This is a genomic window from Streptomyces sp. NPDC007905 (genome assembly GCF_042959345.1).
Taxonomy (GTDB): domain Bacteria; phylum Actinomycetota; class Actinomycetes; order Streptomycetales; family Streptomycetaceae; genus Streptomyces.
Genome location: NZ_JBIBKS010000028.1, coordinates 1 through 25,933, shown reverse-complemented (window position 1 = coordinate 25,933; position 25,933 = coordinate 1). Strand labels below are relative to the sequence as shown.

At 72.7% G+C, this 25,933-nt stretch carries 28 protein-coding genes and 1 pseudogene; 11 read left to right on the top strand and 18 right to left on the bottom strand.

What is annotated here, in order from left to right:
* Positions 1 to 7: 7 nt before the first annotated feature.
* The gene (locus tag ACFZDC_RS35475; RefSeq protein WP_391330342.1) at positions 8 to 1,213 is read left to right on the top strand and encodes an alpha/beta fold hydrolase; all 1,206 of its coding nucleotides are present in this window, start codon (positions 8 to 10) and stop codon (positions 1,211 to 1,213) included.
* Positions 1,214 to 1,234: 21 nt separating this feature from the next.
* Here ACFZDC_RS35475 and ACFZDC_RS35470 read toward each other — a convergent pair whose 3' ends face one another.
* On the bottom strand, positions 1,235 to 1,630 hold the full coding sequence (locus tag ACFZDC_RS35470) for a helix-turn-helix domain-containing protein (RefSeq protein WP_391330340.1): 396 nt from the start codon (positions 1,628 to 1,630) through the stop codon (positions 1,235 to 1,237).
* Positions 1,631 to 1,869: 239 nt separating this feature from the next.
* Here ACFZDC_RS35470 and ACFZDC_RS35465 point away from each other — a divergent pair, with 239 nt between their 5' ends.
* The gene (locus ACFZDC_RS35465) at positions 1,870 to 2,757 is read left to right on the top strand and encodes a SigB/SigF/SigG family RNA polymerase sigma factor (protein WP_391330338.1); all 888 of its coding nucleotides are present in this window, start codon (positions 1,870 to 1,872) and stop codon (positions 2,755 to 2,757) included.
* 75 nt (positions 2,758 to 2,832) lie between these two features.
* On the opposite strand, the gene ACFZDC_RS35460 is transcribed toward ACFZDC_RS35465, so the two are convergent.
* Entirely contained in the window at positions 2,833 to 3,285 is a 453-nt protein-coding gene (locus ACFZDC_RS35460) for an ATP-binding protein (RefSeq protein ID WP_391330336.1), read from the bottom strand.
* A 258-nt stretch (positions 3,286 to 3,543) separates the two neighbouring features.
* Positions 3,544 to 4,827 (bottom strand): annotated as a pseudogene (locus tag ACFZDC_RS35455) (DUF6777 domain-containing protein); the annotation flags it as partial.
* A gap of 169 nt (positions 4,828 to 4,996) precedes the next feature.
* On the opposite strand from ACFZDC_RS35455, the gene ACFZDC_RS35450 reads away from it, so the two are divergent.
* Positions 4,997 to 6,274: a streptophobe family protein gene (locus tag ACFZDC_RS35450; RefSeq protein WP_391330335.1), complete on the top strand. Its 1,278-nt coding sequence runs from the start codon at positions 4,997 to 4,999 to the stop codon at positions 6,272 to 6,274.
* Between the two features lie 14 nt (positions 6,275 to 6,288).
* On the opposite strand, the gene ACFZDC_RS35445 is transcribed toward ACFZDC_RS35450, so the two are convergent.
* From ACFZDC_RS35445 to ACFZDC_RS35430, 4 genes are all read right to left on the bottom strand, one after another.
* A complete protein-coding gene (locus tag ACFZDC_RS35445; RefSeq protein ID WP_391330334.1) occupies positions 6,289 to 7,269 on the bottom strand; it encodes a protein kinase in 981 nt (326 codons plus the stop codon).
* Positions 7,269 to 7,829: a hypothetical protein gene (locus ACFZDC_RS35440; RefSeq protein ID WP_391330333.1), complete on the bottom strand. Its 561-nt coding sequence runs from the start codon at positions 7,827 to 7,829 to the stop codon at positions 7,269 to 7,271. The genes ACFZDC_RS35445 and ACFZDC_RS35440 overlap by 1 nt, the downstream gene beginning before the upstream one ends.
* An 8-nt stretch (positions 7,830 to 7,837) precedes the next feature.
* On the bottom strand, positions 7,838 to 10,177 hold the full coding sequence (locus ACFZDC_RS35435; protein WP_391330331.1) for an FHA domain-containing protein: 2,340 nt from the start codon (positions 10,175 to 10,177) through the stop codon (positions 7,838 to 7,840).
* Positions 10,178 to 10,256: 79 nt separating this feature from the next.
* A complete protein-coding gene (locus ACFZDC_RS35430) occupies positions 10,257 to 10,667 on the bottom strand; it encodes a hypothetical protein (RefSeq protein ID WP_391330329.1) in 411 nt (136 codons plus the stop codon).
* Positions 10,668 to 10,978: 311 nt separating this feature from the next.
* Here ACFZDC_RS35430 and ACFZDC_RS35425 point away from each other — a divergent pair, with 311 nt between their 5' ends.
* A complete protein-coding gene (locus ACFZDC_RS35425) occupies positions 10,979 to 11,362 on the top strand; it encodes a nuclear transport factor 2 family protein (RefSeq protein ID WP_391330327.1) in 384 nt (127 codons plus the stop codon).
* A gap of 107 nt (positions 11,363 to 11,469) precedes the next feature.
* Entirely contained in the window at positions 11,470 to 11,820 is a 351-nt protein-coding gene (locus ACFZDC_RS35420; protein ID WP_391330325.1) for a DUF1905 domain-containing protein, read from the top strand.
* Here ACFZDC_RS35420 and ACFZDC_RS35415 read toward each other — a convergent pair.
* Together ACFZDC_RS35415 and ACFZDC_RS35410 are read right to left on the bottom strand one after the other, a co-directional pair.
* Entirely contained in the window at positions 11,765 to 12,055 is a 291-nt protein-coding gene (locus ACFZDC_RS35415) for a helix-turn-helix domain-containing protein (protein ID WP_391330323.1), read from the bottom strand. The genes ACFZDC_RS35420 and ACFZDC_RS35415 overlap by 56 nt on opposite strands.
* 45 nt (positions 12,056 to 12,100) lie before the next feature.
* Positions 12,101 to 12,427 carry a cupin domain-containing protein gene (locus ACFZDC_RS35410; protein ID WP_391330321.1) on the bottom strand — a complete coding sequence of 109 codons (327 nt, stop codon included), beginning with the start codon at positions 12,425 to 12,427 and terminating at the stop codon, positions 12,101 to 12,103.
* A gap of 111 nt (positions 12,428 to 12,538) precedes the next feature.
* Between ACFZDC_RS35410 and ACFZDC_RS35405 the strand changes: the two genes are divergently transcribed.
* Entirely contained in the window at positions 12,539 to 12,661 is a 123-nt protein-coding gene (locus ACFZDC_RS35405) for a hypothetical protein (RefSeq protein ID WP_391330320.1), read from the top strand.
* Here ACFZDC_RS35405 and mgrA read toward each other — a convergent pair.
* Entirely contained in the window at positions 12,651 to 13,643 is a 993-nt protein-coding gene (mgrA, locus tag ACFZDC_RS35400) for an L-glyceraldehyde 3-phosphate reductase (RefSeq protein ID WP_391330318.1), read from the bottom strand. The genes ACFZDC_RS35405 and mgrA overlap by 11 nt on opposite strands.
* A 111-nt stretch (positions 13,644 to 13,754) precedes the next feature.
* On the opposite strand from mgrA, the gene ACFZDC_RS35395 reads away from it, so the two are divergent.
* The 3 genes from ACFZDC_RS35395 (at position 13,755) to ACFZDC_RS35385 (ending at position 15,775) form a co-directional block, all read left to right on the top strand.
* A complete protein-coding gene (locus tag ACFZDC_RS35395; RefSeq protein ID WP_391330317.1) occupies positions 13,755 to 14,666 on the top strand; it encodes a LysR substrate-binding domain-containing protein in 912 nt (303 codons plus the stop codon).
* A 461-nt stretch (positions 14,667 to 15,127) separates the two neighbouring features.
* Entirely contained in the window at positions 15,128 to 15,232 is a 105-nt protein-coding gene (locus ACFZDC_RS35390) for a carotenoid oxygenase family protein (RefSeq protein ID WP_391330316.1), read from the top strand.
* 27 nt (positions 15,233 to 15,259) lie between these two features.
* Positions 15,260 to 15,775 carry a DUF664 domain-containing protein gene (locus tag ACFZDC_RS35385; RefSeq protein WP_391330315.1) on the top strand — a complete coding sequence of 172 codons (516 nt, stop codon included), beginning with the start codon at positions 15,260 to 15,262 and terminating at the stop codon, positions 15,773 to 15,775.
* Here ACFZDC_RS35385 and ACFZDC_RS35380 read toward each other — a convergent pair.
* The 4 genes from ACFZDC_RS35380 to ACFZDC_RS35365 all read right to left on the bottom strand — a co-directional run bounded on the left by ACFZDC_RS35380 (position 15,757) and on the right by ACFZDC_RS35365 (position 18,660).
* Entirely contained in the window at positions 15,757 to 16,836 is a 1,080-nt protein-coding gene (locus tag ACFZDC_RS35380) for an adenosine deaminase (protein WP_391330314.1), read from the bottom strand. The two genes, ACFZDC_RS35385 and ACFZDC_RS35380, sit on opposite strands and share 19 nt — an antisense overlap.
* A 37-nt stretch (positions 16,837 to 16,873) precedes the next feature.
* Entirely contained in the window at positions 16,874 to 17,269 is a 396-nt protein-coding gene (locus ACFZDC_RS35375; protein ID WP_391330312.1) for a VOC family protein, read from the bottom strand.
* Between the two features lie 96 nt (positions 17,270 to 17,365).
* Positions 17,366 to 18,292, bottom strand: a complete 927-nt coding sequence (locus ACFZDC_RS35370; protein WP_391330310.1) for a M48 family metalloprotease — start codon at positions 18,290 to 18,292, stop codon at positions 17,366 to 17,368.
* Positions 18,292 to 18,660: a BlaI/MecI/CopY family transcriptional regulator gene (locus ACFZDC_RS35365; RefSeq protein WP_391330308.1), complete on the bottom strand. Its 369-nt coding sequence runs from the start codon at positions 18,658 to 18,660 to the stop codon at positions 18,292 to 18,294. The genes ACFZDC_RS35370 and ACFZDC_RS35365 overlap by 1 nt, the downstream gene beginning before the upstream one ends.
* Before the next feature lie 383 nt (positions 18,661 to 19,043).
* Here ACFZDC_RS35365 and ACFZDC_RS35360 point away from each other — a divergent pair, with 383 nt between their 5' ends.
* Positions 19,044 to 20,321, top strand: a complete 1,278-nt coding sequence (locus ACFZDC_RS35360) for a serine hydrolase (RefSeq protein ID WP_391330306.1) — start codon at positions 19,044 to 19,046, stop codon at positions 20,319 to 20,321.
* 15 nt (positions 20,322 to 20,336) lie between these two features.
* Here ACFZDC_RS35360 and ACFZDC_RS35355 read toward each other — a convergent pair whose 3' ends face one another.
* The 4 genes from ACFZDC_RS35355 to ACFZDC_RS35340 form a co-directional block, all read right to left on the bottom strand.
* Positions 20,337 to 21,242 carry an aldo/keto reductase gene (locus ACFZDC_RS35355; protein WP_391330304.1) on the bottom strand — a complete coding sequence of 302 codons (906 nt, stop codon included), beginning with the start codon at positions 21,240 to 21,242 and terminating at the stop codon, positions 20,337 to 20,339.
* Between the two features lie 38 nt (positions 21,243 to 21,280).
* Positions 21,281 to 22,603, bottom strand: a complete 1,323-nt coding sequence (locus ACFZDC_RS35350; RefSeq protein WP_391330302.1) for an aldehyde dehydrogenase family protein — start codon at positions 22,601 to 22,603, stop codon at positions 21,281 to 21,283.
* 122 nt (positions 22,604 to 22,725) lie between these two features.
* Complete coding sequence (locus tag ACFZDC_RS35345) at positions 22,726 to 23,928, bottom strand: sigma-70 family RNA polymerase sigma factor (RefSeq protein ID WP_391330300.1); 1,203 nt, start codon at positions 23,926 to 23,928, stop codon at positions 22,726 to 22,728.
* Positions 23,928 to 24,278, bottom strand: coding sequence for a YciI family protein (locus ACFZDC_RS35340; RefSeq protein ID WP_391330299.1), 351 nt, complete (start codon positions 24,276 to 24,278; stop codon positions 23,928 to 23,930). The genes ACFZDC_RS35345 and ACFZDC_RS35340 overlap by 1 nt, the downstream gene beginning before the upstream one ends.
* A gap of 146 nt (positions 24,279 to 24,424) precedes the next feature.
* Between ACFZDC_RS35340 and ACFZDC_RS35335 the strand changes: the two genes are divergently transcribed.
* On the top strand, positions 24,425 to 25,489 hold the full coding sequence (locus tag ACFZDC_RS35335; protein ID WP_391330297.1) for an acyl-CoA dehydrogenase family protein: 1,065 nt from the start codon (positions 24,425 to 24,427) through the stop codon (positions 25,487 to 25,489).
* Positions 25,490 to 25,933: the final 444 nt, after the last annotated feature.

Below are 25,933 nucleotides of genomic sequence, written 5' to 3'. Positions count from 1 at the left end.
CCCGGCCATGACGTCTGCGTCCGCCGGGACCGTCCGGCCGTTCCGTCTGTCGATTCCGCAGAGCGATCTGGACGACCTGTACGAACGCCTCGACCGCGCCCGCTGGCCGGCCGAGCTGCCGGGGGCGGGCTGGGACTACGGCGTCCCCGGCGGCTACCTGCGTGATCTGGCCCAGTACTGGCGGCACGGCTACGACTGGCGGGCGGCCGAGGCACAGCTGAACGAGTGGCCGCAGTTCACCACCACGGTCGTCGGTGCGCACGTCCACTTCGCGCATGTGCGCTCTCCCGAGCCGGACGCGACCCCGCTGATCCTGACGCACGGCTGGCCCGGCTCGATCGTCGAGTTCCTTGACGTGGTCGGGCCGCTCGCCGACCCCGTGGCACACGGCGGCGAGGCGGCCGACGCGTTCCACGTCGTCGTACCGGGCATCCCGGGCTTCGGGCTGTCCGGGCCCACCGCACAGCCCGGCTGGGAGGCCGCCCGGGTCGCCGACACCTGGGCGGAGCTGATGCGGCGGCTCGGGTACGAGCGGTTCGGCGCGCACGGCGGCGACTGGGGCGCGGCCGTCTCCCGCGAGCTGGGACGCGCCCACCCCGACCGGGTGATCGGTGTCCACCTCACCCTGCTGCCCGGCGCCCAGGCGGCGACCGAGCCCGGCGCCGAGGAGCTGGGCCGGCTCGGCCCGCGGGAGCGGGAGAAGACGCTCGCCTCGTGGCGGCGGTGGGAGCAGTGGTCGCGCGAGGGCACGGGTTACGCGGTCCTGCAGTCGACCCGGCCGCACACCCTCGCCTACGCCTTGACGGACTCCCCGGTCGGTCAGCTCGCCTGGATCGTGGAGAAGTTCCGGGAGTGGAGCGACTGTGTCGAGGTGCCGGAGGAGGCCGTCGACCGGGACCGGCTGCTGACGAACGTCATACTGTACTGGCTGACCGGCACGGCCGGTTCGTCCGCGCGCATCTACTACGAGCGGGCCCACGCCCGTGGCCGGACCGCCCGGCCCGCGGAGCCGTCCACGGTGCCGACGGCCCTCGCCCTGTTCCCGGCCGAGCCCCAGATCCCGCTGCGGCACAGGGCGGAGCGGACCGAGAACATCGTGCGCTGGACGGAGTTCGACCGGGGCGGCCACTTCGCGGCCATGGAGGAACCGGACCTGCTCGCCGCCGACCTGCGGGCCTTCTTCCGGCAGCTGCGGGAGAAGGACATCGGCTGACGTGCCGGGAGGGAGGGTGCCTCAGGCGGCCAGGCACAGCCCGTTGTACGGCTGGTACGGGTGCCGTGGCGCCGCGGTCGTGCGGTGGGCCGCGCCGGTGTGCCGGGTCAGCTCACCGTGCGCGAGCGACAGCAGGTCGCCGAGGCCCAGGCCGAGCGCATGGGCGGCGGCCGCGAGGACCTCGGAGGAGGCCTCCTTGCGGCCGCGTTCGATCTCGGAGAGATAGGGCAGCGAGATCCGGGCCGCGTCGGCCACGTCGCGCAGGGTGCGTTCCTGCGCCAGCCGCTCGCGCCGCAGCACCTCACCGACCAGATCGCGCCACAGGGGCTCCCTGCGCGCGGTTTCCGGCCCGTCGGAACGCGTGGGCTCCGGGCGCAGCGGGATCACACGGGTTGCGTCGCTCACCTGGTCGGTCACCCCCTCACCCTAGTAGGCCCCGGCACCGCCGCCGCACCCGGACGGCGCCGATTTCCCGCCGACGCGGGCGGGCAGGGGCATGCGTGGTGTCACCGCGGGTACTCGCACCGTAAAGAAGGTCGTGGTGACGCATGGGAACTCGGATTCGGGGTATCCGGGGGAACACGCTATCGGGCAGAGATCGGACACACAGAGGCCGCACAGGCAGACGTCGAACCGTGACTTTCGTGGGAGAGGTAATGAACACCGCCGGGATCCGGTCACAAGCAGAGGTCGTCGAGGGGACCGAGCAGGACAGGGCGGGCGAGGGAGCACTGCCTGGCATCGAGGACCCGGCATCCGTTGCGCCGCGTGACGCACGGGAGCTGTCCCGCCAGTTCTTCCGCCGGCTCACCGAGCTGGAGGAGGGCACGCACGAGTACCAGTACGCGCGCAACACCCTCATCGAGATGAACATGTCGCTGGTGCGCTTCGCGGCCGGACGGTTCCGCGGCCGCGGCGACGACATGGAGGACATCGTCCAGACCGGCATGATCGGGCTGATCAAGGCCATCGACCGGTTCGAACTGTCGCGCGAGGTCGAGTTCACCTCCTTCGCGCTGCCCTACATCGTGGGCGAGATCAAGCGGTTCTTCCGGGACACCACCTGGGCGGTGCACGTGCCGCGGCGGCTGCAGGAGGCCCGCGTGGAGCTGGCCAGGGCCCGCGAGGAGCTGTCCAGCCGGCTCGACCGGGATCCGACCGTCGCGGAGCTGGCCACGCTCATGAACATCTCCCAGGACGAGGTGGTCGAGGCCCAGCTCGCCTCGAACGGGTACAACTCCGCCTCCCTGGACGCGGCGCTCACGGGTGACGGCCCCGAGGACGGGGAGGCCGTGCTCGCGGACTTCATCGGGATCGAGGAGGAGGGCCTCAGGCTCGTCGAGGACTTCCACGCCCTCGCTCCGCTCATGGCCGAACTCAGCGACCGCGACCGGCAGATCATCCACATGAGGTTCGTCGAGGAGGCGACCCAGGCGGAGATCGGGGAACGGCTGGGCTGCTCCCAGATGCACGTCTCCCGCCTGATCAAGCGGATCATCATGCGGCTGCGCCAGGGGATGCTCGGCGAACTCGGCTGCGCCTGACGAGAGGAAGGCCGCGACGGCCCTTGACCGGGTCCGCCCATGGACCCACGAGCCCGGTCAAGGGCCGTCGGGGATTCACGGCTTCAGTTCCACCCGCGCGCACACGCACTTGCCGACCGGGACGCGCTGCACGGTGACCTCGGAGGCCACGGCGTGCACGATCTCCAGACCGTGCCGGCCGACGCGTTCGGGGTTCTTGGGGAACCGGCGGGGCAGGGCCGAGCTGCTGTCGTACACGGCCACCATGACCGCGCTGTCCGTGCCCTCCAGTTCCAGGATGTACGGGCCGGTGCTGTGCTGGTCGGCGTTGGTGACGAGCTCGCTCACGACAAGGAGCAGCTCACCGTCGGTCCGGCTGTCGATGGCCGCGCACCACTCCTTCCTGAGCTGCTGGAGGAACTGGGCGGCGAAGGCCCGCGCCTCGGCGATGCATCCGGGTTCACCGGTGTAGTGCGCCGCGCGTCGCAGCGGCTCCACGGGTACGTCGAAACCAGTCGGTATCACTGCCCCGCCCAGGTACTCGGTCATTCGTGTCTCTCTCCGGAAGCCCGATCCGGCCACTGTTGCACCAGTCCTCGTACCCCGAGCCGGGCCCGGCAGTCCCCCCGAGCCCGTTTCGCCGATCGCGTACGGGGAACGGCATCCTGTCCCTCACGTCGCTGGAGAGTTCGCGGCCGACGAGCCGGGGGCGCTTTCGCTCTCCGACTGCGTGGACGCTCCGTGGCCGGACGAGCTCTGAGGCAGGTAGGACGTCGAGGACGCAGGCCCCGAGGTGGAGCCCTGCGTCGACGGGGATTCGGACGACGGCGACTTGGACGACGGTGTCTCGGACGACGGCGACTCCGACGACGGCGACTTGGACGACGGTGTCTCGGACGACGGCGACTTGGACGACGGTGTCTTGGACGACGGCGACTGCGAACTCGAACTGGGCGAAGACGAGGACGAAGACGAAGAGGACGACGAAGACGACGACTTGGAGGAGTTGCTCGACGTCGACGTCGGTGTCGGTGTCGGTGTCGACGGGCAGGACGTCGGGGAGGCTCCCGGTGTCCCCGTCGTACCCGGAGTGGGCAGGCAGGAGGCCGGCCGGTTCCAGGGGTGGGGGTCCTTCGGCGGCTGGACGTGCTGGTCGTGGCGGCCGGTGTCGTCGCCGCGGTGGCGGCGGAACCAGTCGCCGTGGTGGGGGTCGTAGATCACGAAGACGTTGACGACCACCGGCGTCGGCGTCACCACGATGACGTTCGAGGGCCGGTACGACGCCCAGTGGTCACCCGTCAGTCGCGGAGCGCGCTGGGCGACCGGCGGTGTCAGCGGGTTGCCGCAGGCGCAGCGCGCCCGGGGCATGCCGTGCCCGTCGACCAGGACGGCTGAGCCCGCCTGGAGAACGGACTGGAAACTGGTGGCGCCGCCGGCGCGGTAGCCGTGGTTGGTGACACGGGTGTCGGCGCGCAGCGTCACGGGGGTGAGGGAGCGCAGGTAGGCCGGGACGGCGGACGGCTGGACACCGACCTGGGAGGCGTACGCGCGGTTCTTCGCAGGCTCCGCCTGCAGTGCCCTGATCTGCTTCTCCACGTCACAGCTTGGGCGGTTCCGGGTGCCGCTGTACAGGCCCGGCGCGCCGCCCTGGACCGCGCGCACCTCGTTGGTGGGCGCCGACGGTGCCCTCGAAGCGGAGGAGGTTCCCGCAGCGGTGGAGGTCCGCGGAGCGGAGGACTTCGTCGAGTAGGCCGTCGGCGGGGCGGAACCGTCGGTCGCGGTGGACTCCGTGAAGGGGTCCGGGCCGGTCTGGTTGGCTGCCTGCAGGAAGACCTCGCCGCTCTTCGCGGAGGAGCCGCCCCCTGGACGGGTGAGCACCACCGCCACGACGGCCGCGGCGACCACGACGGCGGTGAGGGCGGCCATGCGAGGCGCGGATTTCCACCACGGCCGGTGCGGCTCGCCGGATCCGGCCCCGGAACCGCCGCCCGGTGGCGGCGAGGGCGGTCCCACGGGGGGCTGGGAGGCTCCCGACAGAGGGCCGGAGGGGGGCCCGGTCGGGCGGCCGGAGGACGGAGGTTCGACGCTCACGAGCCCTTCTTCCCGTCGCAATGAGCGGCTTATATCAGACAGACTCCCCTTTTTGTGCACTTACAGCACATCGAACCCATTGTGTCCTCCTGCCCCAGGGGCGCCGCAAGCCGACGCGGACGGGCCACCCGACGGGCGGGGTGCCCGGGTGCTGCTTAGCGTGACAAGGGTGAGCCCTGCGACCGCCCCCGCACCGGCCGCCGCCCGTCACGGCTGGGTGCGGGCCGTGGCCACGGTGTTGACCGGGCTGGTCGTGATGGTCGTGCTCGCCGCGCTGGGGCTGTGGGCGGCCGGGGCGGCCGATCTGCCGGACGGGGCGTTCGCACGGGTGGTGGTGGCCACCGTGGTGACCGCGGTCGGCGGCACGCTCGAACTCTCCGGCGGCGCCGGCGCACTGGCGAGAACCAGGGCCGGCCTGACCGTGATGCCCCTGTCGGTGACGCTGGCCGGCGCCCTGGTGATCGGCGCGGGCTTCCTGCGCCCGCTGCGGCACCGTGCCGTTGCGTCGGCCGGGGAGCTGGCCGGCTGGGCCGCCCGGATCGCGGTGCTGTGGCTGCTCGCGCTCATCGGCCTCGCGTTCGCCGCTCGGCAGACCTTCGCCGTGGACGTGGGCAACGGCACCCTCAGCGATCTCACCGGCCTGTTCGACGCGGCACCGAAGGTCGGGTTCACCACGGACGTGCCGCTGACCATGCTGTTCGGACTGCTGTGGCTCGCGGGGGTGCTGGTCGTGGCCCTGCTCGTCGCGCCCGGCGCACCACTGCCGGGGCGGCTGCTGCGCTTCCACGCCTCGGTACGGCCGGCGGCGCACGCCATGCTCGTGCTGCTGCTCGGGTACGTCGTCCTGGGCCTGGTCGTCGGGCTCGTGTCGGCGGCGACGCGCGGCCACGTCGGCGAGACGTTCGCGGTGATCCTGCTCGGCCTGCCCAACCTGGCGTGGCTCGCCCTCACCCTCGGCATGGGCGCCACTTGGCACGGCCGCGTCGACGGCCCGTTCGGCCTGCCGATGCCGCACGTGCTGGACGAGATCCTGCGCACCCCCGACATCGCCACGCTGAACCTGCGCACGCTCACCGACTACGACAGCGGCATGTGGTGGCTGCTGGTCGCGGACGTGGTGCTGCTGCCCGCGGTCGCCTTCCTGATGGCGGTGCGGTCCCCGGCCCGCGTCCCGGCCCGGCGGCACGCCCTGCGGCTGGCCGTCGCCCTGGCCCTGACGGTGTTCATGGTCTGTCTGCTCTGCCGGGTCTCGGCGCACTACGGCCTGTCCCTGCTCGGCATCGGCGATCTGGGCGGCGGCCTGTCCGGGGAGCTGTTCCTCAAGCCCGGGCTGTGGCAGGCGGTGGGCCTCGGCGCGCTGTGGGGGCTGGCCACCGGCTTCCTGGGCGCACTGCCGGCCCGCCCGGTGCGCCGGCGGAGCAGGGCCGGACCCCAGGGCCGGTCGTGAAAATCCCTCATGCCTCAGGAGGCCCTGCGGAAGACGGGCTGTGCCCACCCGGGCGGCTGCCGGGGCTCGACGGGCGCCTTCCGGTGCGTCTCCGTGGCCGGGTGGTCGTCGCCTGGGCCGCCGGACGGGGCGGCGCGCAGGGCGGCGATGAAGCCGAGGCAGGTGTCGTAGCGGGCGTCGGGACTCTTGGCGAGTGCCTTGGCGAAGACGGCGTCGACGGTCCGCGGCAGGTCGGGGCGGGTCTCGCTCGGTGGGGGCGGTTCGTCGTACTGGTGGGCCCACAGCAGGGCCATGTCGTCCTCGCGCTGGAAGGGCGGGCGTCCGGCCAGGGTCTCGTAGACGACACAGGCGAGGCCGTAGACGTCGCAGCGGCCGTCGACGGGCCGGCCCGAGATCTGCTCCGGGGCCACGTAGTCGAGGGTGCCGACGAACTGGCCGACGCTGGTGAACCCGGTCAAGGACAGCGACTTCTTGGTCAGTCCGAAGTCGGTGAGGTAGACGTGCTCGGGGTGGTCGCTGTCGGTGCCCCGGGCGACCAGGACGTTGCCGGGCTTCACGTCCCGGTGGACCAGGCCGTGCTCGTGAGCCGCGTCGAGCGCGGAGGCCACCTGGACGGCGATGCGCACGGCGACGTCGAACGGCAACGGCCCGCGTTCGTCCAGGAGGTGGCGCAGATCGCTGCCGGGTACGTACCGCATGGCGATGTAGAGCACGCCGTCCGTCTCGCCGGCCTCGAAGACGGGCACGATGTGCGGATGGTCGATCGCGGCGGCCACCCGGGACTCGTGCGTGAAGCGCTGCCGGAAGGTGTCGTTGCGGGCGAGCTCCGGGGCCAGGAGCTTGAGCGCGACCGTGCGGTCCAGGCGCAGGTCGCGGGCCCGGTAGACGACGGCCATGCCGCCGCGGCCGACCTCGCTCTCGACGAGGTAGCTCGCCACCTGGCAGCCGATCAGCTCCGAGGGCCGCCCGGAGGACAGGCTCGCCCGGCCCGCCATCAGGACTCACCCTTCGGGGCGACGAACCGGGTGGGTGCGTGCCCGGAGTCCTCGTCCGAGGCCGTCCGGTCGGTGGCGTAGGTGGTCAGCTGCCGCCCGTCGCCGTACAGCCAGCGCTCCTGGTCGTGGTCGTACACCCACATGGACTCCCCGTCGACCACGACCCCGATCCGCAGTCCGTGGGTACGGTCCTCGAAGGACTGCCCGTCCAGGCCGCCGCCGGCGAGCTCCTCCACCGCAGCCCGGTAGTCGGCCAGGGCCTCTTCGGCGCGGGCCAGGAGGGGACGCGGGTCGGCGGTGCCGGCGGGCGGTCCGTCGGTGGCGGGCGGGTCCCGGGGTACGGCGACCAGGTGGCGGCCGTCGACCCAGGCGGCCCAGCCGTTGGCACAGCGGATGTGCCCCCAGTCGCCGAGCCGCTCCACCAGCACCACGGGCAGCAGCGGGTCGAGGGGCACCGTGGGCCTGTCGGGGTCCGGGGCCTCCCATGCGGGCATGCCGTTCGGCGGGACGACGTGCGTGGGCCGGAATCCGGAGGCCGGCGGTTTCGACGGTTTCGGCATCGCCTCGCCTACTTCCGCATCACGGCGGGTTCGTGCCGGCGCAGCAGCAGGGCGACCAGGACGCCGTAGGCCGCTGAGAGCCCGACCAGCATGGTGAGGCTGAGCAGCCAGACGCCGGCCGAGTGCCGGAACAGGGGGTCGGCGGTGAGGTCGCCGGGCACGAGCCGGGCGAGCCCGACCGTGCTCGCCATCGCACCGAGCGCCCACCGCGAGGGCACCAGCCAGGACAGCTCTTCGAGGACGGGTACGCCGTGCAACGGGAGCAGGGCGCCGCAGAAGACGACCTGGACGACGGCCAGCAGCACCAGCAGCGGCATCGTCACCTCCTCCTTGCGCACCAGCGCGGAGACCAGCAGGCCGAGCATCATCGCGGTGAAGGACAGCAGGGCGACGGCGAGGGTGATCTCGGCGAGAGGTGGCATCATGACGCCTCGGCCGCCGGGTGCGTTGATGTCCACGCCGAGCAGCGCGACCAGGGTGAGGACGACGGCCTGGACGACCGTGATGGCGCCGAGCACCACGATCTTGGACATGAGGTATGCCGATCTGGGCAGACCGACGGCGCGTTCGCGTCCGTAGACCGCGCGCTCCTTGACGAGTTCGCGCACCGCGTTGGCGGCGCCGGTGAGCACGCCGCCGACGCACAGGATGAGCAGCGCGTTCATCGCGGTGTCCTGGGTGAGCTTCCCGCCCGCCAGGGCCCGGTCCATGGCGCCCATCACGAAGGGCAGGGCGATCATGACGGCGAGGAAGGTGCGGTCTGCGGCGAGGACGGCGGTGTAGCGGCGCACCAGGGTACCGAGCTGCGCGTGCCGGCTGCGGGGGCGGGGCGGTGGCGCGGGGGCGGCCGGTGCGGCGTCCGGGCGGCGGGGCTGGGTGGTGGCCTCGATGACGTAGTGCCGGTGGAAGGGCGAGTCGCGGTACTCCCGCGCCCAGTCCCGGTCCTGGTCGCGGTCGAAGGCCTCGAAGGCCTCCGGCCACTGCTCGAAGCCGAAGAAGGCGAGGGCGTCGTCGGGATGGCCGAAGTAGGCGATCCGGCCGCCGGGGGCGAGGACCAGGAGACGGTCGCAGACGCCGAGGCTGAGCACGCTGTGCGTGACCACGATGACGGTCCGGCCGTCGTCGGCCAGTCCGCGCAGCATGTGCATCACCGAGCGGTCCATGCCGGGGTCGAGGCCGGAGGTCGGCTCGTCCAGGAACAGCAGCGACGGCTTCGTCAGCAGTTCCATGGCCACGCTGACCCGCTTGCGCTGGCCGCCGGAGAGGCGGTGCACGGGCTGCTCGGCGCGCTGCTCGAGACCCAGTTCCCGGATCACCTCGTCGACCCGGGCCCGCCGTTCGGACTTCGCCGTGTCCCCGGGAAAGCGCAGCTCGGCGGCGTAGGACAGGGCGGCGCGCGCGGTGAGCTGGGGGTGCAGGATGTCGTCCTGCGGGACCAGGCCGATGCGCCCGCGCAGCTCGGCGTAGTCGCGGTACAGGTCGCGGCCGTCGTACAGGACGGTGCCGTGGTCGGCGGGTCGCTGGCCGGTCAGGGCGTTCAGCAGTGTGGACTTGCCGGCGCCGCTCGGTCCGACCACCGCGAGCAGGCACTTCTCCCCCACCGGGAAGGAGACGTGGTCGAGGAGGGCCTTGCGGCCGCGGTCCACGGTGACCGTGAGGTCCTGCACGTCGAGGGACACCTCACCGGTGTCGACGTACTCCCGCAGTTCGTCGCCGACCAGGCAGTACGTGACGTGGCCGACGCCGACGATGTCGCCGGGGCCGACCGGGGCGCGGGCGACCGGCCGGCCGTTGAGGTAGGTGCCGTTGTGACTGCCGAGGTCGACGATCTCGTAGCCCCCCTCGGCGAGGGCGCGCAGTTCGGCGTGGCGGCGGGAGACGTTCAGGTCGTCGACGACGAGGTCGTTGCGGGCGTCGCGGCCGATGCGGATCGTGTGCGCGGGCAGCGGCCGTACGCTGCTCGGGGTGCGGAAGGTTCCGGTCAGCTCGGGATGCGAGACGGCCGAGGGGCGGTCGGCGGCGGGTGCGAGCGGACCGACCGGGACGGCCCGGGGGCCGTCGTCGGGGTTGCCGAAGCGGATGACGCTGCCGGGGCGGACGCCCCACTCCTGGACGCGGCGGCCGTCGGCGTAGGTGCCGTTGGTGCTCTCGGTGTCCTTGAGCGTCCAGCGGTCGCGGTCGCAGCGCAGCACCGCGTGGTGCCACGAGACCCGGGCATCGTCGAACACGATGTCGCTCAACGGATCGCGGCCGACGTGGTAGTCCTGGCCCGGGCTCAGCACCGTGGAGCCCGTGTCGGTCTCCAGGACGAGTTCGAGCGCTGTCGGGGCGACCGGACGCTCCGCCATGGCCTGAATTCTACCGATTCGTTCTTGTCTGTGCCCGTGCGGTCGGGGCGGTCCACGGTCTGCCTCGCCGTGGACCGTCTCAGGCGACGGGGACGACGAGCGCCGGGAGGGTGCGCTGCATGCGCAGCGCGTCGACGGACTCGGCGAGCAGCTCGTACTCGGTGGTGTCGTCGCTGGCGGCGATCCGCACCAGCCGTCCGCCCGCCAGCTCGTCCGCGACCAGCTCCTGCCGGGCGGCATCGGCGCACCAGGCGCGCAGCAGCGCGGGGACGTCGGCCACCGTGTGCGCGACCGGGACGAGCGCCCCCGCCGGGTAGGCGGGGTCCTCCGGGCTCGGGTCGAGCCGCTCGGCGATCCAGGACGCGCGGTCCCGCAGCCACCACAGGGCCAGGGCCAGGGTGGGCGCGCGATAGGTGCCGAGCGGTACGCCGATGCGCTGTCCGCCGCACATGCCGTACGCCGTGACATGGCACAGGAATTCGTCGTGCACGATCACTCCCCCGTCGCCTCGCTGGTGTGCCGGCCCGGCCTCGCTTTCCGTACGGCTCCTGTGCGGTGAAGTGCCCTTGGCGTTCGAGTATCGCCACTCCCGAAACACTGTCACCATGACTTTCCGGCCAGCCTCTTGGCATATTCACCGTCCGTTCTGGCCGAAATTGCGACGGGCATACGGCGCCCCGGGCCTTACCCGGGAGGTAATCGACCCGGCCCGCGCCGCTCGGGCATGGTGGTGACACCGGATCGGCGAAGCCCGGATCCGGGTCCTGACCAGCAGTTGCCCTCGATGGAGGCTGATTCGCCATGACCGTGAACACGTACAGTTACGACAGCGCCGTCGCCCGTTACTTCGAGGCCTGGAACGCCACCGAGCCGGAGGCCCTGCGGAAGGCGGTCGCCGCGGCCTGGACCGCGGACGGCAGCTACACCGACCCGCTCGCCGACGTGCGCGGGCACGAGCAGATCGCGGCCGTGATCGCGGCGGCCCACGAGCAGTTCCCGGGGTTCGCGTTCCGCCTCCTCGGTGCGGTGGACGGGCACCACGACACCGCCCGCTTCGGCTGGGAACTGGTGAACGAGGCGGACGGCTCGGCGCCGGTGGCCGGGTTCGACGTGATCACGCTGGACGGCGAGGGCCGCATCCGCCAGGTGCTGGGCTTCCTAGACAGGGTGCCCGCCGGCGCCTGAGGCCGGGTCGCGATGAGTTCTCCCGCTCGCGGCGGTCTGGTGAAGGAAAGGCCGGGGCGCACTCCCCGGTGCGGCCCGGAAAGAGATCACCGCGAGCGGAGACCGTCATGACCACCGGCAAGAAGACGGGCAGCACGGGGAAAGTGGACGAGGAATTCACCGCGGTCCTGCGCAAAAGCCCGGGGAAAGGCGGCTGGACGTATGTCGTCTGGCCACGGTCCGCGGAATTCTTCGGCACCCGCGGACTCGTCAAGGTCCGCGGCACGGTCGACGGCCATCCTTTCCGGAGTTCCTTCATGGCCCTGGGCGACGGCACGCACAAGCTGCCCGTCAGGGCCGCCGTGCGCAGGGCGATCGGCAAGAGCGAGGGGGACGCGGTGACCGTGCGCCTCCTGGAACGGCTCAACTCCCAGCCGTCTCCCGGTAGCGGCGGGACGCGACCCCGACGGCACGTGTGAAGGCGTTGCTGAAGGCGCTCTCGGAGGTGTATCCGACCGAACGTGCCAGTGCCGCGACCGGGATGGGGTCCTGCCTGAGGGCACGGGCGGCCAGGCTCATGCGCCAGTTCTGCAGACAGGTGAGGGGTGGCACGCCGGCGGCCTCCCGGAAACGCACGGCGAAGGTGGTCCGGGACATCGCGGCGGCCCGGGCCAGTTCCTCCGGCTGCCAGGGGTGGGCCGGGTCGGCGTGCATCAGCCGCCAGGCGGCAGCCGGCCTCTCGTCCGCCGGCGCCCGCAGTCAGCCGGGCAGCGGGCCCGCGGCCTCGCCGAGGCAGGCCCGCAGCACCTGGGCGAACATCAGCTGGGCCAGGTGGTCGGAGGAGGAGTGCGAACCCGGCCGGCCGCCGGCCATCTCCTCCATCAGCTCCGCGGTGAGCCGGCCCAGCACCGGGGCCTCGACGGCGGTGGCGCGCATGTGGATCAGCTCGGGCAGGGCCCGGCGCAGCAGGTCGCCGCCGTCCCTGAGGTCGATGTGCCCGGAGACGCACACCACTTCCGCTCCCCCGCCGAGCTCACCCATGCCGGTGCGCGGATCGACGGCGACCTCCGCCGGGTCGCTGGGCACAGCTCAGGACCGTGCCGCAGGGAGCGGCCACCAGCGTGGGGTGCGCCACCGCCCCGCAGCTGGCCGGCCTGGGCGGCGTCTACTGTTGAGAACTGCGACATCAGCCCGCAGGTGACCGCGCAGAGCGAGGCCGAGTGGTACGCCCGAGCGGAGCTGCCGGGCGTCCTGCCCTACGCGGTGGACCCCGAGGCGGCGGCCCGCCTCTGGGAGGTCGGCGAGCGGCTCACGGCCTGACGATCGCGTCGATCCGCGCCAGTTCCTCGTCGTCGAAGTCCAGGTTGCGGATCGCGCCGACGCTGTCCTCGATCTGCCTGGCGCTGCTCGCGCCGACCAGGGCGGAGGTCACCCGGCCGCCCCGGAGCACCCAGGCCAGGGCCAGCTGAGCCAGGGTCTGGCCGCGGGACGTGGCGATCTGGTCCAGGGCGCGCAATCGGCCGACCAGGTCCTCCGTCACCGCGTCCGAGTTCAGGAAGGGGCTGTCGCCGGCCGCGCGGGAGTCCTCGGGGATGCCGTCGAGGTAGCGGCCGGTGAGCAGGCCCTGCTCCAGCGGGGAGTAGACGATGGAGCCGACCCGCAGCTCGTCCAGGGCGTCCAGCAGGCCCTCGTCCTCGGGGCGCCGGTCGAGCATCGAGTAGCGCGGCTGGTGGATGAGGAGCGGGGTGCCGAGTTCGCCGAGGATGCGGGCGGCCTCGCGGGTCTGTTCCGTCGAGTAGTTGGAGACGCCGACGTAGAGCGCCTTGCCCTGCTGCACCGCCGAGTGCAGGGCGCCCATCGTCTCCTCCAGGGGAGTGTCCGGGTCGGGGCGGTGCGAGTAGAAGATGTCGACGTGGTCGAGGCCCAGCCGCGCGAGGCTCTGGTCGAGCGAGGACAGCAGGTACTTGCGCGAGCCCCATTCACCGTACGGACCGGGCCACATGAGGTAGCCCGCCTTGGTGGAGATGACCAGCTCGTCGCGGTACGGCGTGAAGTCGGCCTTCAGGGCGTCGCCGAGCGCGGACTCGGCGGCGCCGGGCGGCGGACCGTAGTTGTTGGCGAGGTCGAAGTGGGTGATGCCGAGGTCGAAGGCACGGCGCAGGATGGCGCGCTGGGTCTCGGCGGGCCGGTCGGGCCCGAAGTTGTGCCACAGGCCGAGCGACAGCGCGGGGAGCTTCAGGCCGCTGCGTCCGGTGCGCCGGTAGGGCATGTCGGCGTAACGGTCGGGGTGTGCGGTGTACAACGCGACTCCAGAGGGGTTGGCACACGATCTACCAGGTCCACTGTTCCCTGGGTCACGTACAGCGGTCCAACAGGAGAATCCGATGGAATTGTGCGACTAGGCTTCTCAATCATGGAACTGCGCCATCTCCAGCACTTCGTCGCGGTCGCCGAGGACCAGCACTTCACCCGGGCCGCCGAACGCCTGCTGGTGTCCCAGTCCGGCCTGTCGGCGTCCATCCGGGCGCTGGAACGGGAGCTGCGGGCACCGCTGTTCGTCCGCACCACCCGGCGGGTCACGCTCACCGAGGCGGGGCGCGCGCTGCTGGTCGAGGCCGAGCGGATCCTGGCGCAGGTGCGCTCGGCGCACGAGGCGGTGGCCGCGGTGCAGGGCGTGCTGCGCGGCACGCTGGCACTGGGCACCGAGCAGTGCATCGCCGGGGTGCATGTGGCGCGGCTGCTGGCGGGCTTCCGGCGGCGGCATCCGGACGTGGAGATCCGACTGCGGCAGGCGGGCTCGGGAGCGCTGGCCGAGGAGGTCGCGGCCGGGCGGCTGGACCTGGCATTCGCCTACCGCACCCAGGCGGACAGCGACCAGCTGCGCTCGGTGTCCCTGACCAGCGAGCCGATGACCGTCCTGTGCCACCCCAGCCACCGCCTCGCGTCGGCCGGCGCGGTACTCGCACCGGACGACCTGGCCGGTGAGGTCTTCGTGGACTTCCACCCGGACTGGGGGCCGCGCCGCACCACCGACGCCGCCTTCAGTGCGGCCGGCGTCCGGCGCACGGTCGCCCTGGAGGTCAACGACGTGCACAGCCTGTTGGACCTGGTCGACGAGAACCTCGGCGTCGCCGTCGTACCCCGTCATTTCCGGCACAAGCGGCCCTCGCTCACGGCGCTCCCGCTGAAGGGCGCCGGCGAGGCGGAGTACGAGACGGTGGCCCTGCTGCCGCCGGAGCGGGCCACCAGCCCGGCGGCCCGCGCGCTGGTCACGCTCCTCGAGACAGGGGGCCTGGCACCACCCCAGGACGGGCAGGCCTGCTGATTCCGGCTGCCCGCCGCCGCAGACTCGCGACCGTCGGGCACGTCGACGGCGGTGGGAGTACGGAAGATGACGGAACACACACGGCGGACGGTGCTGCGGGGCGCCGCCGGCATCGCGGCGGCGGGCGCGCTCGCCGGAACGCCCGGACATGAGCCGGCGCCGGTTCGGCCGAGCGGACGACCGAGCGTCACCATCCTTTCCTGGAGAACGCGTTCAGGCCGGTGGCCGAGGAGCTGACCGCCTTCGACCTGCCGGTCACCGGCCGCATCCCACGCGAGCTGACGGCCGCTTCCCGCGCGACGGCCCCAGCGTCCTCGGCCCGGAGGATCCGCGCACGCACCACTGGATGCTCGGCGAGGGCATGGTGCAGGGGGTGCGCGGCTGCGCGACGGGAGGGCGGCGGAAGATGACGGATACGCGCTCTCGTACGTCCACGATCCCTACCGGGAGGCGCCGGCCCGGTGATCCTCGCGGCGCGGGACTTCACCGGCGGGCCGGTGGCGCGGGTACACCTGTCCGAGCGGGTGCCGCTCGGCTTCCACGGGAGCTGGATTCCGGACGCATGACCACGCGCGATGCGCGATGGTGGACGCATGCATGCGAAGGACATCCTCATCGACGGCTACGGCCGCATCCAGGAAGAAGTCCATGCCGCCCTCGACGGCCTCGGACCGGACGAGCTGCACTCCCGCCCGGCCCCCGACGCCAACTCCGTCGCGTGGCTCGTCTGGCACCTCACCCGGGTCCAGGACGACCACGTCGCCGACGCCTTCGACCTCGACCAGGTGTGGCTGTCACAGGGCTGGGAGAAGCGCTTCGGCCTCGACCTGCCCCGCCACGACACCGGTTACGGGCACAGTCCCGCGAAGGTCGCGAAGGTGCGGGTCGAGTCGGCCGACCTGCTCATCGGGTACTACGACGCCGTGCACGAACAGACGCTCGGCGCCCTGCGCGCCCTCGCCGCCAAGGATCTCGAACGGATCGTGGACGAGCGCTGGGATCCCCCGGTCACGCTGGGCGTGCGCCTGGTGAGCGTCCTGTCCGACGATCTTCAGCACATCGGACAGGCCGCCTACCTGCGGGGGCTGCTTCAGAGCGCGGCCGCGTAACCCGGCAGGACCACGTCCTCGATGAGGGCGTTGCGCTCGTCGAACGGGAGGAACGCGCTCTTGACGGCGTTCACCGTGACCGTGCGCAGGTCCTCCAGGCCCCAGCCGGCCTCCTCGACGAGCAGGGACATCTCCCGGGTCATCGTCGTACCGGAAACCAGACGGTTGTCCGTGTTGAGGGTGACCCGGAAGCCCAGGTCCTTCAGCGCGGTGATCGGGTGCTCGGCGATCGAGGTGGCACAGCCGGTCTGAAGGTTGGAGGTCGGGCACATCTCCAGGGCGATGCGGCGGTCGCGCACCCAGCCGGCCAGGCGGCCGAGCTTGCCGGCCGCGAGGTCGGGGATGTCCTCGGTGATGCGCACGCCGTGGCCGATGCGCTGGGCGCCGCACACCTGCAGGGCCTGGTGGATGCTGGGCAGGCCGTGCGCCTCGCCGGCGTGGATGGTGAAGGGCACGTTCTCGCGGCGCAGGTGCTCGAAGGCGGCCAGGTGGTCGGCGGGCGGGAAGCCGTCCTCGGCGCCGGCGATGTCGAAGCCGACGACACCGGCGTCACGGTAGGCGACGGCCAGTTCTGCGGCCTCGCCGACGCGGTCGAACATCCGCATGCCGCAGAGCAGGGTGCCGACGCGGACGGGCGTACCGGCGGCGGCCGCCTTGACCATACCGGCGGCGAGGCCCTCCTGGACGGTCTCCACGACCTCGTTGAGTGTCAGCCCGCCCTTGAGCATCAGTTCGGGGGCATAGCGCACCTCGGCGTAGACGACTCCGTCGGCGGCGAGGTCGAGCACGTACTCCTCGGCGGTGCGCAGCAGGCCCTCGCGGTTCTGCATCACGGCGAGGGTGTGCTCGAAGGTGGCTATGTAGCGGACCAGGTCGCCGGAGTTGGCGGCCTCGAAGTACCAGGCGGCCAGCTCGTCGGGGTCGGTGGTGGGCAGGGTGTGGCCGACCGCGGCCGCGAGCTCCACGACGGTCGCGGGGCGCAGGCCGCCGTCGAGGTGGTCGTGCAGCACGGCCTTGGGAAGCCGGCGGAGGGTCTCGGTGTCGATGCGGGGCGCGGTCATGGGCGTGTGTTTCCTCGGCAGGTGGTGCGGTGGTGGGTCAGTGGCCGGCGGGCTGGAGCAGGTCCCAGCGGTTGCCGTACAGGTCCTGGAAGACGGCGACCGTGCCGTACGGCTCGTGGCGCGGATCCTCCAGGAAGGTCACTCCGGCGGCGGTCATACGGGCGTGGTCGCGGGCGAAGGCGTCGGTGTGCAGGAAGAAGCCGACCCGCCCGCCGGTCTGGTCCCCGATCCGGGCACGCTGCTCCTCACCCTTGGCGCGGGCGAGCAGCAGACCGGTGCCGGGGCCGGCCGTACCCGGTTCGACCACCACCCAGCGGGAGCCGTCCGGCCGGGACTCGTCCTCGGCCAGCCGGAATCCGAGGGCCTCGGTGTAGAAGCGGATGGCCTCGTCGTAGTCGTCCACGACGAGGGTGACCAGGGCAACGCGTCGCATCGGGGCCTTCCGGTGGGGGTGGTCAGCCGGGAGGTTATACGTAAAACGTCGACGGCGCCAGTCACCTCCGCGACGGGTGTTCGTCCAGGCAGGAGGTCAGGGCCGCTCGCCCTGGGCGACCTCCACCCGGTGGTGGAAGTCGGCCATCCCCGTGACCGATGCGACGCAGGAGACGGCGGTGCAGGCGAGGAGGAGGGCGGCGATGCGGCGGCCGGTCCGGCCCGGGGTCCGGGGGGCGGCCAGCAGGGCCTGGACGCGCTGCGGGACCGGGCCCGTGGTCGCGGCGGCGGCGAAGTCGGGGCGCTCGGAGCGGGCGGCCTGACCGGCGAGGGCGGCGCGGGCGATGGCGCGGGCGGTCAGCCGCCGGTCGCCGACCGAGACCGCGGCGGCCTCGTCGGCGGCGCGCTCGGCGGCGAGCCGGATGGTCTCGCGGACCGGGCGCAGGGCGGGATGGCAGTGCGCCGCGAGTTCGGCGGCGGCGAGGAAGTAGTGGTGGCCGCCCTCGTTGTGCGCCCGCTCGTGCGCGAACAGCGCCTCGCGCTCGGGACCGTCGAGGCTGCGCAGCATGGCGGTGGTGACGACGATGCGGTGCGGGCGCCCGGGCAGCGCGTAGGCGTCCGGACGGGGCGAGTCGACGACACACAGGTCGCCCGCGGCGGGCCCGCGCCCGGCCTCCGTGCGGGCGGCACGGAAGGCGCGGGTCTGGCGCAGCACCGAGCGGACGAACGTCCAGCCGCACACGGCGAGGACGCCGACGGAGGTCGCGGCGGCAGGGAGGACGACGAGGTCCGAGGCGGTGCGCAGCGGGTGGACGAGTTCGCCGAGGGCGGCGAACAGCGGCACCTTGAGCAGGCCGGTCAGAACGAAGGCGCCGAGTGCGGTGAGCGAGCAACCCGCGAGGACGACCGCGCACGCGGTGACCGCCCACAGCGCGGCGACGGGGGCGAGCCGGTCCAGGGCCCGCCGGGCCAGTGCCGACAGGGCGAACGGCAGCAGCAGGGGCAGCAGGAGCAGTACGGTCATCAGTCGTCGGATTCGAGCAGGTCGCGCAGGATGCGTTCGTCGTCCGGGCTGAGCTGGGCGACGAAGCGGGCGAGGACGGTCTCGCGGTCGCTGTCCCGGTCCAGCTCGCTGTGCATCCGGCGGGCGGTGAGGCCCTGCGCGTCCTGGAGCGGGACGTAGGCGTAACCGCGGCCCTGACGGTGCCGCTCGACCATGCCCTTGTCGTGCAGGCGGGTGAGGATCGTCGTCACCGTCGTACGGGCGAGGTCCGCGCCGAGGCTCAGCTGCACCTGGCCGGGCGTCTGGGGCGCGCCGGCGGCCCAGAGGGCGGCCATGACACTCGCTTCGAGCTCGCCGGCCGGCCGACGTTCGTCCTTGGCGTCGGTCATGGAACGTTCCTCACCCCGTCTTCGTCCACCGTGCGGAAGACCGTCTACATGAGTGTAGTCAGCCGGGTGCCGTCCCGCAGCCGCGCGCCCGTACGACCATTATGAAAGGGGCCGCCGACAATGCCGCGCCGGCCGTCGACACCGACGCTTCCGACAATGCCGATGCCGGCACCGGCGCCCCCGACGATGCGGTGGTGCCCCTCGGAGGCGCACGCGACGGGCGGGGCCGTCGCGCTGATAAAATGATGCATCCTATTGCCTTTTGGTCTCTTCGGTCCTGTTCCAGCCGTATCACTTCGGCTCCGTCCCGGCCGCGGTACCGGACCGTCGAGCGCGAGGGCTGTGACGTCGGCATGAGGAGTCGCCGAGCTGACGCCCGCCGCATGGCTGTGCCCGCCGCGTGCGCGGCCGTGCTCGTCGCGGGCTGCGCATCACCCTCGGGGGCGAGTTCCACGGCCCTGGCCGACGCGCCGGCCGCACCTGCGGCGACGGCGAGCGCCCCCGGCCCCACTCCGTCGGCGCTGAAGCCCATCGATCCGGCCGCGCTCCGGTCCGCCGTGGCGCGTGCGGCGAAGAAGCTCATGGTCCCCGGCGCCGTGGTCCTGCTGCGCACTCCGCAGGGAACCTTCCGGGCGACCGTCGGCACGACCGAGTCGGGCACGGCGGAACCGCCCACTACGGCCGACCACTTCCGGATCGCCTCCAACACCAAGACCATGACCGCGGCGCTGACCCTCCTCCTCGCCCAGGACGGCAGGCTCCGGCTGAGCGACCCGGTGTCCGCGTACGTTCCCGGAGTGCCGGGCGGCGCACACATCACCCTCGCCGAACTGCTGACGATGCGCAGCGGACTCCACAACTACACCGACGTGCCCGAACTCGCCGCGAGCCTGGACGCCGACCCGGGCAGGGCCCGCACACCGCAGGAGATGCTGGCCCTCGCCTTCCGGCACCGGCCGGACTTCGCGCCCGGCACGTCCTACGAGTACAGCAACACCAACTACGCGCTGCTGGGCCTCGTCGCCGAAAAGGCCGGCGGCCGCCCCCTGGCCCAGCAGTTCCGGGACCGGCTGTTCGCCCCGCTCGGCCTCGTGGGGACCTCGTTGCCCGGCCCCGAGGACCGGTCCCTCCCCGCCCCCTGTGCACACGGCTACATGTACGGCGGATCGGCCTACGCGCTGGTCGACCGGCCCTACCCCGCCGATGTGCCGGCGGCGGCCCGATCCGGAAAGCTCCGGCCGACGGACTACACCCACCAGAACCCCTCCTACGCCACCGCCGCCGGAGGCGTCATCTCCACCGCGGACGACCTGGCCACCTGGATCAGAGCCCTGGTGACGGGCAGAGTCCTCGGCCCCGCGTTCCAGCAGCAGTGGCTGCACAGCCCGCGGGCCGAGGACCCGGCCGCGCCCGACGGGCAGAAATACGGGTACGGCATCGCCCAGCAGCGCTTCGGTCCGAACGCCTCGATGTACTACCACGGCGGTGAGATGCCGGGCTTCAACTCCTTCATCGGCTACGACCCGGAGCACGACGTCACGCTCGTGATCTGGACGAACCTCACCCTGTCGCCGGAGGGCCGGACCACGGCCCAGGCCCTGCTGCCCACCGTCCTCGACCAGATCTACGCCGGCCTCTCCCTCCCCACCGGCGCGGGCTGACACCAGCGACCGCCGTCAGCCTGCCTGCGCGCGCTCCTTGCCGAGCCGCGCCAGCTCCTCGTCGTTGAGCCGCAGCGACCCCGCGGCGACGTTCTGGACGAGGTGGTCGGGGTTGCCGGTGCCGGGAATGGCGAGGACGTGCGGGCCCTGGTGCAGGGTCCAGGCGATACGGATCTGGGCAGGGCTCACGCCGTGGGCCCGGGCGACCGAGAGCACCGCCTCGTCGTGGGCGGTCGTCGCGCCGTGCTGTCCGGCCGCGCCGGCGACGGCGTAGAAGGGGACGAAGGCGATGCCTTGCTCGCCGCACAGGCGCAGGACCTCGTCGTCGACGGGGTCGGGGCGGTCCACCGCGTAACGGTTCTGGACGCACACCACCGGCGCGATCTCCAGCGCCTCGGCGAGGTGACGCGGTTCGACACCGGAGACGCCGAGGTGCCGGATGAGCCCCGCCGCACGCAGTTCGGCGAGGGCGCCGAAGTGCTCGGCTATCGAATCCTGGCCCTGGCGGCGGAAGTTGACGACGTCCAGGTGGTCCCGCCCGAGCTGGCGCAGGTTCTCCTCGACATGCCCGCGCAGCTGGTCGGGCCGGGCCGAGGGGCCCCACTGTCCGTGGTGGTCACGGTAGGGGCCGACCTTGGTGACGACGACCAGGTCCCCAGGGTACGGGGACAGGGCGGTGTTGATGAGTTCGTTCGCGGACCGCAGCGACGAGAAGTAGAAGGCCGCTGTGTCGATGTGGTTCACACCGAGCTCGACGGCTCTGCGCAGCACGGCGAGAGACCGTTCCCGGTCACTCGGGGTGCCGAGATGGAAGGCGGCGCTGCCCGTCAGCCGCATGGCACCGAAGCCGATGCGGTGGACGGGCAGGTCGCCGAGGTTGAACGTGCCGGACGCGTCCGCAGTGATCGTTTCAGCGGTCATCGGCGGAGTCTGGCACATCCCTTGCGGGGAAGGGGAGTTCAGCCGAGCGGCTTCGCCAGGACCGCCTTGCGGTGGCTGAACGTCTCCATCGAGTAGCGCCCGTGGTAGCTGCCCATACCGCTCTCCCCCACCCCGCCGAAGGGCAGGTCGGAGACCGTGAGGTGGGCGAGGGGCAGACCGAGGCCGAGGCCACCGGAGGAGGTTTCGGCAACGACGCGGCCGCGCGTCTCCTCGGACTCGGTGAAGACGTACAGGGCGAGCGGCTTGTCGCGGTCGTTGATGAAGTCGATCGCCGCGTCCAGGCCGGGCACGGTGACGATCGGCAGGATCGGGCCGAAGATCTCCTCCCGCATGACGGGCGACGTCGGGTCGACGTCCACGAGCACGGTCGGCGCGATGTACCTCTGGGTACGGTCGCTGCCGCCGCCGACCACCACACGGCCCGAGTCGAGGAGACCGGAAAGCCGGTCGAAATGGCGCTCGTTGATGATCCGGCCGTACTCGGGCGAGGCGGCAGGGTCGGTGCCGTAGAGGGTTTCGACGACTGCGACGAGCGCGCTCTCCAGGGCGGCGGCGGTCTCGGGGTCGGTGAGGACGTAGTCGGGGGCGACGCAAGTCTGGCCCGCGTTGAGGAACTTGCCGCGTGCGAGCCGGTCGGCGACCACCTCGACGTCGGTGCCGCGGTCGACGAACACCGGGGACTTGCCGCCCAGTTCCAGGGTGACCGGCGTGAGGTGCTCGGCCGCGGCACGCATCACGATACGGCCGACGGTGCCGTTGCCGGTGTAGAAGATGTGGTCGAAGCGCTCGGCCAGCAGGGCCGTGGTCTCCGGGACGCCGCCCTCGACCACGGCGACCGCGTCGGTGTCCAGGTGGGCCGGGAGCAGCTTGGCCAGTGCGGCCGAGGTGGCCGGGGCCAGTTCGCTCGGCTTGGCCACGACGGCGTTGCCGGAGGCCAGCGCGCCGACCATGGGGGCGAGCAGGAGCTGGGCCGGATAGTTCCAGGGGGCGATGACGAGGACGACGCCGAGCGGGTCGTACTGCGTCCAGGCCGTCGCGTCACCGCCGAGGTGCGCCGGGACGGGTGCGGGCTCCGGGCGCAGCCACTCGTCCAGGTGCTCCAGGGTGTGGTCGATCTCGCGGATGGTGAAGTCGATCTCGGTGCGATAGGCCTCGGTGGCGCTCTTGCCGAGGTCCGAGTGGAGGGCGGCGGCGAGGTCGGCGCCGTTCTCCGTGAGCATCGCGCGCAGGCGCAGGAGCTGGCCGGTGCGCCACTCGACGGGCTTGGTGCGGCCGGTGCGGAAGGTGGCGCGCAGCCGGGCCACGAGGTCGGCGGGCTGCTCGGGGGTGGAGTGGGTCACGGGTACCTCGCTGATGGTGCACGGGCCGGTCGGTCCGAGCCTAGGTCTCGACAGGGTCAGGTGTAGATGCCAACCTTTCAGGTACCCAAGTAAATTCCGATGCCCGTCGGCGGTGACAAGGGTCACGTGGCCCCGTCGTGGAGGTCCCGGCGGCGGCGCCGCAGATACGCCCGCTCCGCCTCGCTCCCGGCCAGCTCGATCGCCGCCTGGTACTCCTTCGCCGCCTCGGCGGGCCGGTCCAGACGGCGCAGCAGATCGGCGCGGACGGCGTGCAGGACGTGGTAGCGCCCGAGGGTGAGGCAGTCGACCAGGTCCAGGGCCTTGGCCGGGCCCTCGACCTCGGCCACCGCGACCGCCCGGTTCAGCGCGACGACCGGCGAGGGGGCCACGGCCATCAGCTGGTCGTACAGGCGCAGGATCTGCCCCCAGTCGGTGGCGGCGGCGGTCTGCGCGTCGCTGTGCACGGCGTTGACGGCGGCCTGGATCTGGTACGGCCCCGGCCGGCCGCGGCGCAGGCAGCGGCGGACCAGGTCCTGGCCCTCGGTGATCAGCTCGCGCTTCCACAGGTCGCGGTGCTGCTCGGGCAGCGGCACCAGGACGCCGTCCGCGTCCCGCCGGGCCGGGCGGCGCGCCTCGATCAGCAGCATGAGTGCCAGCAGCCCGGTGATCTCGGGTTCGTCCGGCATCAGCCCGGCCAGCAGCCGGCCCAGCCGTACGGCTTCCGCGCACAGGGCGGGATCGCCGGTGTAGCCCTCGTTGAAGATCAGGTAGACGACGGCGAGGACGCCGTCGAGCCGCTCGGGCAGGTCGGCGTCGCGCGGCACGCGGTACGGGATGCCCGCATCCCGGATCTTCGCCTTGGCCCGCACCAGGCGCTGGGCGAGGGTCGGCTCGGGGACCAGGAAGGCACGGGCGATCTGGGCGGTGCTCAGGCCGCCGAGCAGGCGCAGGGTGAGGGCGACCCGGGACTGCGGGGCGAGCGCGGGGTGGCAGCAGGTGAAGATCAGACGGAGCCGGTCGTCGCGCACGGGGCCCTCCTCGGGCGGTGCGTCGGGCGCGTACAGCCGGACGGCCTCGGCGTGCCGGGCGTCCCGCGAGGACTCGCGGCGCAACCGGTCGACGGCCCGGTTGCGGGCGGTGGTGATGATCCAGCCGGCCGGGCTCGGCGGCACGCCGGTCTCCGGCCAGGTGCGCACGGCGGTCGCGAAGGCGTCCTGCACCGCTTCCTCGGCGAGGCCGATGTCGCCGAGGAAGCGGACGAGGACGGAGACCGCGCGTCCGTACTCGGCGCGGAAGGCGGCCTCGATGCCGGGCGCTTCGGCCATCAGTGCTGGTCCACGAACGGCCGCACCTCGATCGGCAGCGTGGTCGCCAGGGCGGCCTTTCGCCCCCATTCCAGGGCCTGGTCCAGGTCGGCGGCCCGGATCAGGCACAGTCCGCCCAGGTACTCCTTGCCCTCGGCGTAGGGGCCGTCGGTGATGAGGACGTCGCCGTCCTGGGGGCGGAGCATGGTGGCGGTCTCCGGGCCGTGCAGTCCGCCGGCGAAGACCCAGGCCCCGGCCGCGCGCAGTTCGTCGTTGAAGGCCTCGACGTCCCGCATGATCCCGGCGAGTGCGTCGGGGGCGGGCGGCTGCCCTCCGGCGGGCTGGACCACGCTGAGCAGGTAGTGCTTCATGACGTCCTCCTTGGCGTCCTGCCGGGCGTCTTCCCGGTCTCGGGGGTGTCTGTCACCTCCTACACGAACGGCGGGAGCCCGCATCGACAGCGCGACGTGTGGATGCGGAAGAAACATCCGGCGGCATCTTCGGGAGAATCTGCCGTATGACCGACACCGGACATCCGCTCATGGCCGCCGCCCGTCGCCTTGCCGCCGATCTGCTCCTCCCCGAGGCCGAGCGGGTGGACCGGGAAGGCGTGCCCGCGAGTCACATCGAGGCGGTGAAGCGGTCGGGGCTGCTCGGGGTGGTCGCGCCGGTCGCGTACGGCGGCTCGGGGGCGCCGTCGGCCGTGCTGCGGGAGACCGCGGAGATCCTGGCCGGGGCGTGCTGCTCGACCTGGTTCGTGCAGACGCAGCACCACGCACCGGTGCAGACCCTGGCGCAGAGTGAACTGCCGGTGCGCGAACGTCTGTTGGGGCCCATGTCGCGGGGCGAGCTGCTGTCCGGGGTGGCATATGCGCACCTGCGGGCCCATCCCCGCGTCCCGGTGCGGGTCCGGCGGGCGGCCGACGGCTGGCGGTTCGACGGGACCGTCCCCTGGTACACCGGATGGGGCCTGAACGACGTGCTGCTACTCGCCGGCTGGAGCGAGGCGGGCGAGGCCCTGTTCGCCTTCGTCGAGGCACGCGAGCAGCCGGGTCTGCGGGCCTCGGCGCCGATGCGCCTCGCGGCGCTCACCGCCGCTCGTACGGTGTCGCTGGAGCTGGACGGCCTGCGGGTGCCCGAGGAGGCGGTGGCCCTGCGGATCCCGTACGAGCAGTGGGCCCCCCGCGACCGGGCCAGGACGCTCAACGCCAACCCGGCGGTGTTCGGCGTCGCACAGGCGGCGCTGTCCCTGCTGGACGAGGAGTTCTCCGGCCCCCTGCGCGCCCGCCTCGCCGACGTCCGCCGCCGGGCCTACGCCCTGGCCGACCACCCGGTGCCGCACGAGCGGACCGAGGAACGGCTGGCCGTGCGGGCGGAGGCGTACGAGGTGCTCGGCGCCGCCACCACTGCGGCGGTGGTGGCCGGCGGAGGCCGCGCGATGTCCCTGACCAGCCGCGCCCAACGCCTCGCTCGCGAAGGCCTGTTCCTGCTGGTGCAGGGCCAGACGGCGCATACCCGCCGGGCACACCTGCAGGCCCTGACCGGGGCGCGGGCCCGCTCGGCGGACACGAGCGGCACCTGAACCGGAAGCTGCTTCGGGGCCGGCTCCGAGCGCCGACGGGGACGGCGGCGGCGCGGCCGGCCGACGTGGGGACGAGAGCCGTGCGTGAACGTGCGAGCGCATCACGGACACGCCGACGGGCCCGGGCGGGGAATCACGGACACGCCAGGGCAGACCGTCGGTGACGGACGCCTCCTGTCCAGCGGCTCTCGGGTCGTGAAACCCGCGGTCTGCCGAAGACTCCAGCGCCGCCGCGCGGAGTCGGTGCCGCGGGCGGCGCGGGAACTGCACACGCCGTTCGTGGGCCGCGCGGGAGCTGACGGCGGACTGGCGGGGGGGGGGGGGGGGGGGGGGGGGGGGGGGGGGGGGCCGGCCCCCCCCCCCCCCCCCGCCGGGGGGGGGGGGGGGGGGGCCGCGCGCGCCCCCCCCCCCGCGGCAAGGGGCCGACGGCAGCAGGCACCCCAC

Coding starts and splice junctions, on each gene's coding strand:
- ACFZDC_RS35360 (WP_391330306.1), top strand. CDS start 19,044: ATGGCTGTGCCCGCCGCGTGCGCGGCCGTGCTCGTCGCGGGCTGCGCA.
- ACFZDC_RS35375 (WP_391330312.1), bottom strand. CDS start 17,269: ATGCGACGCGTTGCCCTGGTCACCCTCGTCGTGGACGACTACGACGAG.
- ACFZDC_RS35440 (WP_391330333.1), bottom strand. CDS start 7,829: ATGCCGAAACCGTCGAAACCGCCGGCCTCCGGATTCCGGCCCACGCAC.
- ACFZDC_RS35415 (WP_391330323.1), bottom strand. CDS start 12,055: ATGCACGCCGACCCGGCCCACCCCTGGCAGCCGGAGGAACTGGCCCGG.
- ACFZDC_RS35445 (WP_391330334.1), bottom strand. CDS start 7,269: ATGGCGGGCCGGGCGAGCCTGTCCTCCGGGCGGCCCTCGGAGCTGATC.
- ACFZDC_RS35365 (WP_391330308.1), bottom strand. CDS start 18,660: ATGACCGACGCCAAGGACGAACGTCGGCCGGCCGGCGAGCTCGAAGCG.
- ACFZDC_RS35425 (WP_391330327.1), top strand. CDS start 10,979: ATGACCGTGAACACGTACAGTTACGACAGCGCCGTCGCCCGTTACTTC.
- ACFZDC_RS35370 (WP_391330310.1), bottom strand. CDS start 18,292: ATGACCGTACTGCTCCTGCTGCCCCTGCTGCTGCCGTTCGCCCTGTCG.
- ACFZDC_RS35395 (WP_391330317.1), top strand. CDS start 13,755: ATGGAACTGCGCCATCTCCAGCACTTCGTCGCGGTCGCCGAGGACCAG.
- ACFZDC_RS35340 (WP_391330299.1), bottom strand. CDS start 24,278: ATGAAGCACTACCTGCTCAGCGTGGTCCAGCCCGCCGGAGGGCAGCCG.
- ACFZDC_RS35465 (WP_391330338.1), top strand. CDS start 1,870: ATGAACACCGCCGGGATCCGGTCACAAGCAGAGGTCGTCGAGGGGACC.
- ACFZDC_RS35345 (WP_391330300.1), bottom strand. CDS start 23,928: ATGGCCGAAGCGCCCGGCATCGAGGCCGCCTTCCGCGCCGAGTACGGA.
- ACFZDC_RS35435 (WP_391330331.1), bottom strand. CDS start 10,177: ATGGCGGAGCGTCCGGTCGCCCCGACAGCGCTCGAACTCGTCCTGGAG.
- ACFZDC_RS35355 (WP_391330304.1), bottom strand. CDS start 21,242: ATGACCGCTGAAACGATCACTGCGGACGCGTCCGGCACGTTCAACCTC.
- ACFZDC_RS35380 (WP_391330314.1), bottom strand. CDS start 16,836: ATGACCGCGCCCCGCATCGACACCGAGACCCTCCGCCGGCTTCCCAAG.
- ACFZDC_RS35475 (WP_391330342.1), top strand. CDS start 8: ATGACGTCTGCGTCCGCCGGGACCGTCCGGCCGTTCCGTCTGTCGATT.
- ACFZDC_RS35460 (WP_391330336.1), bottom strand. CDS start 3,285: ATGACCGAGTACCTGGGCGGGGCAGTGATACCGACTGGTTTCGACGTA.
- ACFZDC_RS35335 (WP_391330297.1), top strand. CDS start 24,425: ATGACCGACACCGGACATCCGCTCATGGCCGCCGCCCGTCGCCTTGCC.
- ACFZDC_RS35420 (WP_391330325.1), top strand. CDS start 11,470: ATGACCACCGGCAAGAAGACGGGCAGCACGGGGAAAGTGGACGAGGAA.
- ACFZDC_RS35385 (WP_391330315.1), top strand. CDS start 15,260: ATGCATGCGAAGGACATCCTCATCGACGGCTACGGCCGCATCCAGGAA.